Here is a 7,475-nt window from a genome sequence, read left to right on the forward strand (position 1 = left end):
GAGTCCGGCGAGGCGGACGCCGTGCGCGCGCGTCACCGCGATTACTACACGGCGATGGCGGCCACGCTCGACGCGCCAGCAGGCGGTGATTATGAGCAGCGCATCGAGCAGGCCGATATCGAGATCGACAACCTGCGCGCCGCATTTTCGTGGAGCCGAGAAAAATCCGACGTCGAGCTGGCGTTGGCGCTGGCGTCATCGTTGCAGCCGCTGTGGCAAGCGCGGGGACGCCTCCGGGAGGGGCTGACCTGGTTCGACACCGCGTTCACCGACCTCGACGCGCACCAGCGTCGGGTTACGCCCGCGGTGCGGGCGCGGGCGCTGGCGGATATGGCCACCCTCGGCGTGTGGGTGACCTCGGCCGAGTGCCAGGATCAGGCTCAGCAAGCCCTGGCGATCGCCCGCGAGGTCGACGACACGGCATTGCTGATCCGGGCGCTCACCGCGCGCGGCTACGTCGCCGCCTACTTCGACGCAGAGGCGGCCGGGGCGTACTTGGCCGAGGCGAGCGGCCTGGCCCGGGATTTGGACGACCGGTGGAGGCTCAGCCAGATCCTCGTCGCGCAAGTCGTGGTGGGACTTGTGGCGCGTAACCCGATCACGGCCCGTGCGGCTGCCGAGGAGGGACGCGATCTCGCCGACGCGATCGGTGACCGGTTCGATGCGCGCCGGTGCCGGTGGTACCTCGGAGTCGCACAAATTAATCAGGGCGATCTGGCCGGTGCGGTAGCACAATTCGCCGCGGTGGCCGACGAGGCCGAGGCAGCTCACGATGAGATCTGGAGGGTGGATAGCCTCGTGGGCCTGGGTGTCTCCCTCGGGTACCAGGGTGATACCGCGGCGGCCCGAGCCGCCGCCGTTGAGGCCGTCGAGGCCACTGCCGAGTTGGGCGGGCTTAAAGCGGCGGCCGCCTACCACGTGTTGGCTTTTGCGGCCCTGGCCGCCGGCGATGTTGCGGCGGCGCAGGACGCGCTCAAGGCCGGCTGGCCGCTCGTGAGTGCCGTGCCACAGACGGCAGGGGTGCAGCGGTTCCTCAGTGCGGAGGCCGCGCTTGCGAGCGGGGATCTTGTCGCGGCCCGCCGCTGGGCAGACGATGCTGTATCGAAAAAAGCCAGCATATTCGGGTGGGACCCACTGACCACGCACGCCCGCGTGGCGCTCGCACAAGGCGAGCCAGAGCAGGCCGAGCGTGACGCCCACGAGGCGCTTGCGGGCGCCGCCGAAGTCGAGGCGTATGTATTCATCCCCGACATCCTGGAATGCCTCGGCACTCTGGCCGGCGATGCCGGCAGTCACCGCGAAGCGGCCCGCCTCTTCGGCGCGGCATATGCCATCCGGCAGCGTATGGGTGCGGTGCGTCTCAAGGTGTATGACGCCGGCTACAAAGCGTCAGTAGCGATCCTGCGAGATGCGATGACCGACAATGACTTTGACGCCGCGTGGGCCGAGGGCGCGGCCCTGTCCACTGAGGAGGCGATCGCCTACGCGCAACGCGGCCGTGGTCAACGCAAACGACCCACCAGCGGCTGGGCCTCACTCACGCCGACCGAGCGCGACGTCGTGCGACTGGTCAGCGAAGGGCTGAGCAACAACGACATCGCCACAAGGCTTTTCGTCTCACCCCGCACCGTGCAGACCCACTTGACCCACGTCTACACCAAGCTGGAACTGAGCTCCCGGGTGCAGCTGGTCCAGGAAGCGGCGCGGCACACCTGAAGCTGCTCTCGCTGTTCTAGCCGGATCTCCGTGCGTGAACATGCGCATCGACTGGCTCGGCAGCGACAACGGTGAACGGTGTGGCCAGGGGGAAGTCGCCCTTAACCGACTCGATCCGGGCGCCGCGGATGATGGTAGCCAGTGCGAGGGTGGCTTCCAGCATCGCGAAATGGTCGCCGATGCATGAACGAGGTCCGCCGCCGAACGGCAAGTACTGCCAACGACTTCGGCCCTGCGATCGCTCCGGCAGGAACCGATCCGGGTCAAATGTCAGCGGGCGGTCCCACAGTTGCGGGTCTCGGTGCATCGCGTAGAAGCTGACCACCGCCATGGTGCCGGCTTCCAGCCGATAGCCGTCGACGGTCACATCCTTGTTGAGCATGCGGGGCGTTCCAGCAGCAGGCGGGCATAGCCGGAGGGCCTCGTGCAGGACTCGCACGGTGTGACCGAGCCGGGGCACGTCGTCAGGGGTCAGCGGCCGATCACCGAGTGCGCTGACTTCATCGAACATTCGGTCTTGGATTTCGGAGTGAAGCCCAAGCGCCCAGAGTGAGTACGCGAGAGTGGTCGACGTGGTGTCGTGGCCGGCGAGGATGAACAGCACCAGCTCGTGGCAGATCTCATCGTCCGAAAGTGGTTGGCCCGTTTGCGGATCGGTTGCGGTGATCAAGGCACGCACAAGTGGCGCATCCCGGTCGGGATCTTTTCGCACCGCGGCAAGGATCTCGGCGGCAAGCTGATGCAGAGTCCTATTGCCCCTACGTGCCCGCCGCTGGCAGGGGGTGGGCACCCATTGCGGCAGATTCACGGGCCGGGTCCCGCGGTCCGCGATCCATGAAACGGCGGGTCGCAACGCCTGTCCGATGGCGTCGGCCCGGCCGTCAAGGTCCATGCCGAGCACAGACCGGCCGAGCGCCCGCAAAGTAAGCGCGCGGCATTCGGTGTCCAGGTCTGCTGTTGCGCCGTCGGACCAGCCGTCGACCAGCGTCTGTGCCGCCGCGGCCATGTGGCCGGCGTAGCGCCGGACCCGCAGTTTGGTGAACATCGGCTGCAGGGTCCGCCGCCGCGGCAACCATTCATGGTGCGGCAGGACCAGCAGATTGCCACCCATCAGTTGGCGCAACTGGATCGCGGTCGTCGTTCCGCCGCGATCGGCGATCTCGTCGGTGCGGCCCAGAACGTCGCGCGCACCCTGCGGCGATGCGATCAACACCGCCGTCGGGAAAAGCCATTTGGGCCCGAGCACGATTCGGGTGATCGGGCCGCCGGCATCGAGCAACTCCTGATGTCCGTCGATCAGCGACCGCACGGCCCTGAGCTGGTCGCGATAAGGCAGCGGATTCCTCGGCGCCAAGGGCAGTTTGGCGATATCGGTCGGTACAGGCGTTTGAAGCATGGCCGTCAACCTTTCTGGACAACTAACTGTGTCAACGCCCAGCCCTGAGGACATAAGTAGTGCACTACCTAAATCCGCTGGGTCCGACGGTTGACTCGACTATCCGGCGCCAGCAGGCTCAGAACGTCGGCCAAGGCGCGTAGATCCGCGCCAAGCGGGGTCGTATATTCCGTTGGCCGCAAATCTGCGCGTTTGCGCTGATGTTTTGCGGTCCGTGGTGGCCGCATGCTGGCTAGCATGAGCGACATCGATCCACGCGCGGATGTGCCGCTGGTGGACTGGAGCGAGCTGGGCGTGAGCGGGCTGTTACCGACGGGCACCGTGACGTTGCTGTTGGCTGACGTCGAGGGCTCCACGCAGCTGTGGGAAACCCGTCCCGACGAGATGACAGCTGCATTCGCGCGGCTGGATGCTGCACGATCGGATCTGATCGCCGCTCATGGTGGGATGCGGCCGGTGGAGCAAGGTGAGGGCGACAGCTTCGTCGTTGCATTCGCGCGAGCCAGTGACGCGGTGTCCTGTGCGCTGGAACTGCAGCGTGCCCCGCTTGCGCCGATCCGATTGCGCATCGGTCTGCATACCGGTGAGGTGCAGCTGCGCGATGCAGGAAATTACATCGGCCCTACCATCAACCGGACGGCGCGGCTGCGCGATCTCGGGCATGGCGGCCAGATCCTGTTGTCGGGCACGACTGTGGCATTAGTTGTCGACATGCTGCCGCCCGACGTGTGGTTGACCGATCTCGGCGCGCATGAGTTGCGCGGCGTTCCCCGCCCCGAACGGGTCGTGCAACTGTGCCATCCGGATCTGTGTAACGAGTTCCCGCCGCTACGCACCTTGAAAGCCGTTGTTTCTCAACATCTTCCTGGCCAACTCACAAGTTTCGTGGGCCGCAACACCGAGCTTTCCCAAGTACGCGAGCTGCTGAGCGGGAACCGGTTGGTGACATTGACCGGTGCCGGTGGAGCGGGTAAGACGCGACTGGCCATCCAGATCGCGGGCCAACTTTCTGGCGAGTTCGGCGATGGGGTGTGGTATGTGGATCTGGCACCAATCACCGACCCCGAGATTGTGCCAATCACGGTCGCCCGCGCGCTGGGGCTGCCGGACCAACCCGGCCGCTCCACGATGGACACGCTGAACCGATTTGTCGCAGACCATCAAATGCTGATCGTGCTGGACAACTGCGAGCACCTGCTGGACGCCAGCGCGGCGCTGGTCAATGCGCTGCTCGGCGCCGCTGCGGGATTGACCTTTTTGACCACCAGCCGTGAGCCAATCGGTGTGGCCGGCGAGGTGAGTTGGCGGGTGCCGTCGCTGTCGCTGGGCGATGAGGCGATCGAACTGTTTACCGACCGGGCTCGTCATGCTCGGCCCGAATTCATCGTTACCGATGACAACGCTGCAATCGTGGCCGAGATCTGCGCGCGCCTCGATGGGTTGCCGCTGGCGATCGAGCTCGCGGCGGCGCGCGTGCGCGCCCTGTCGCTGGCCGAGATTCTCGACAGCCTGCACGACCGGTTCCGGTTATTGACCGGCGGGGCGCGCACCGCGGTACGCCGCCAGCAGACACTGCGTGCCTCGGTGGACTGGTCGCACGCGCTGCTGACCGAACCCGAGCGAGTGCTGTTTCGCCGGCTTGCGGCGTTTCTGGGCGGATTCGGCCTCGACTCCGCCCAAACCGTCGCCGGCGGCGGCGGTGTGCAGCGCTATCAAGTGCTGGATCAGCTCACCCTGCTGGTCGACAAATCGCTGGTGGTCGCCGACGACAGCCGGGGCCGAACCCGCTATCGGCTGCTGGAAACCGTGCGTCAGTACGCACTGGAAAAACTCGGCGAGTCCGGCGAGGCCGACGCCGTCCGGTCACGCCACCGCGATTACTACACGGCGCTGGCGGCGCTGCTGGATGCGCCGGCCGGCACTGATTATGAGCAGCGTCTCGATCAGGCCGAGACCGAGATCGACAACCTGCGCGCCGCTTTCGGGTGGAGCCGAGAAAACTCCGAGATCGAGCTGGCGTTGGCGCTGGCGTCCTCGCTGCAGCCACTGTGGGAGGCGCGGGGCCGCGGGCGTGAAGGGCTGGCCTGGTTCGACGCCGTCCTCACGCGTGAGGTCGCGCAGGACGCCGAGGTGGCGGCCGCGGTGCGCGCTCGGGCGCTGGCAGACACAGCAATACATTATTTACTATCCGGCGCTGCCGAAAGCGTGGATCGCGCGCAGCAAGCTCTGGCGCTCGCGCGTGACATCGATGACCGTGCAGTGCTAGCCAGGGCGCTGACCGCCTGCGGCCTTACCGCCGGCTACAACGCCGAGGTGGCAGGGGTGTACTTCGCCGAGGCGATTGAACTCGCCCGGGAGTTGCACGATAGGCGGCGGCTAAGCCAGATCCTCACCTGGCAGGCGAGCGCAGCGATCGCCGCCGGTGACCCGATCGCGGCGCGCGTGGCCGCCGAAGAAGGACGCGACGTCGCCGAAGCGATCGGTGACCGATTCAACTCGCGCCACTGCCGCATGTGCCTGGGTTTGGCACAGAGTTACCAGGGCGATCTGGCTGGAGCCGTCGCACAATTGGGCGAGGTGGCCGCCGAGGCCAAGGCCGGCCACGATGGGTTCCATGCGGCGGCGAGCCTCGCGCACCAGGGCACCGTGCTGGCGCTGCAGGGTGAGACGGACGCGGCCCGCGCCGCGGCCGACGCCAGCCTCGAGTCCGCACCCGAGTTTGGCGCGCTCGTCGCCAGTGTTGGTTATTTCGCGTTAGGAAACGCGGCCCTGGCCGCTGGCGATGTTGGGACGGCGCGGGACGCGACGGCGGCGGCCTGGGAACACGGCAGTGGCTCGCCGGCGTATGCGGCGCTCCTGCGCCCTATCATTGCGCTGGCCGCACTGGCGGGCGGGGATCAGATCGCCGCTCGGCGCTGGGCCGACGAAGCAGTCGCGACAGCGACGGGATGGACCGTGATGTCGGCGCTGAACACGCGTGCGCGGGTGGCGATCACACAGGGCGAGCCAGAGCAGGCCGAACGCGACGCCCATGACACGCTCGCGATAGCGGCCGAACTCGAGGCGCACCTTGGCGCCGAGCCCCTCGAGTGCCTCGCCACCCTGGCCGTGGACGCGCGCAGCTACCGGGAAGCGGCGCGCCTCTTCGCCGCGGCAGCTGCCATCCGGCTCCGCATCGGCGCGGTGCGGTTCAAAATCTATGACGCCGGCTACGAAGCGTCGGTGGCGGCGCTACGAGATGCGATGGGCGAGAACGACTTTGACTCAGCCTGGGCGGAGGGTGCGGCACTATCCACCGAAGAGGCGATCGCCTACGCGCAACGCGGCCGCGGCCAACGCAAACGACCCACCAGCGGCTGGGCCTCACTCACCCCCACCGAGCGCGACGTGGTGCGACTGGTTAGCGAAGGACTGGCCAACAACGACATCGCGACAAGGCTTTTCATCTCACCCCGTACCGTGCAGACCCACCTCACCCACGTCTACACGAAGCTCGGCCTGACCTCCCGCGTGCAACTAGCCCAGGAAGCGGCCCGGCACGCCTGACGTGGCACAGCGGTACTAGCCCGCTTGCTCACTGAGTTCGCGGCGATCGAAGCTGTCGTGGATCACCCGCCACGACGCGAATCCATCGCCCCCGAGATGCAGCGTGATCTGTGGGTCGCAGCCGCATTCCTCGACGTGATGTGGCTGCAGATCTTCGATGGGGACGACATGGATTTCACGGGGTCCGATCCAGCCGGTCCACCAGCGATTGCCGGGACAGGCGCAACCGATCTCAGTGCAGTGGACGGGTTGGATGATCACGCCGACCGAGGCCACGCGTCGATGAACTCATCCATCACCGCGTGCCACTGCATGGCCCGGATCTCGTCGCCGGCGGCGCGGGCCTGGTTGAGGTGATCGCGCACAAAAACAAGGCAGCGCCCGATTCGTGTGGTGTCTGCGATCGTTGCCATATCTGACCTCCCTCGACACGGGAAAGAAAGACCGGTGGGCGTCATTGGCGCTCGGCCAGTCTTCGCATCGTCGCATGGAAAGCATGGACTTCGCTCACCGACACACGCTGGGCGGCCGAGTAACGAGCAGTCCCCTAGCCGATCTGCAGCGGGTCGATCTGCACGCGGACCGGCTGGTGAACTTGCCGGGCGCTGACCACGGCGACGCCGCGGCGCAACTCGGCCGCCAACGCCAGGCCCTGCTCGCGGCGCACCCGCACCAGCATTCGGCTCACCGGCACGTCGGTCGCGATCCCCGGCGGTCGCCGTGCGCCCGCCGGCAACGGCACCGGTCCCAGCAGCTCCGCGCTGTCCGGTAGCCGGATTTCCTCGAGCAACGCCGTCACCGCCTCTCCGGGGCCGTC

5 protein-coding genes and 1 pseudogene are annotated in these 7,475 nt (G+C 67.0%); 2 read left to right on the top strand and 4 right to left on the bottom strand.

Annotated features, from left to right (window positions below; all coding sequences use genetic code 11):
* Positions 1–1,716: LuxR C-terminal-related transcriptional regulator (locus tag VGH54_RS28895; protein WP_331515601.1), on the top strand; the 1,716-nt coding region annotated here is incomplete at its 5' end.
* A 16-nt stretch (positions 1,717–1,732) separates the two neighbouring features.
* Here the strand turns inward: VGH54_RS28895 and VGH54_RS28900 are convergent.
* Entirely contained in the window at positions 1,733–3,112 is a 1,380-nt protein-coding gene (locus VGH54_RS28900; protein WP_331515602.1) for a cytochrome P450, read from the bottom strand.
* A 294-nt stretch (positions 3,113–3,406) separates the two neighbouring features.
* Between VGH54_RS28900 and VGH54_RS28905 the strand changes: the two genes are divergently transcribed.
* Positions 3,407–6,658 (top strand): LuxR C-terminal-related transcriptional regulator, encoded by a 3,252-nt coding sequence (locus VGH54_RS28905; RefSeq protein WP_331515604.1) that lies wholly within the window; start codon positions 3,407–3,409, stop codon positions 6,656–6,658.
* Positions 6,659–6,673: 15 nt separating this feature from the next.
* Here VGH54_RS28905 and VGH54_RS28910 read toward each other — a convergent pair whose 3' ends face one another.
* The 3 genes and pseudogenes from VGH54_RS28910 to VGH54_RS28920 all read right to left on the bottom strand — a co-directional run.
* Entirely contained in the window at positions 6,674–6,919 is a 246-nt protein-coding gene (locus VGH54_RS28910) for a hypothetical protein (RefSeq protein ID WP_331515603.1), read from the bottom strand.
* Positions 6,916–7,071, bottom strand: coding sequence for a hypothetical protein (locus VGH54_RS28915; protein WP_325685422.1), 156 nt, complete (start codon positions 7,069–7,071; stop codon positions 6,916–6,918). The genes VGH54_RS28910 and VGH54_RS28915 overlap by 4 nt, the downstream gene beginning before the upstream one ends.
* Before the next feature lie 134 nt (positions 7,072–7,205).
* Positions 7,206–7,475 (bottom strand): annotated as a pseudogene (locus VGH54_RS28920) (primosome assembly protein PriA); the annotation flags it as partial.

It is taken from the genome of Mycobacterium sp. (genome assembly GCF_036488105.1).
Classification (GTDB): domain Bacteria; phylum Actinomycetota; class Actinomycetes; order Mycobacteriales; family Mycobacteriaceae; genus Mycobacterium.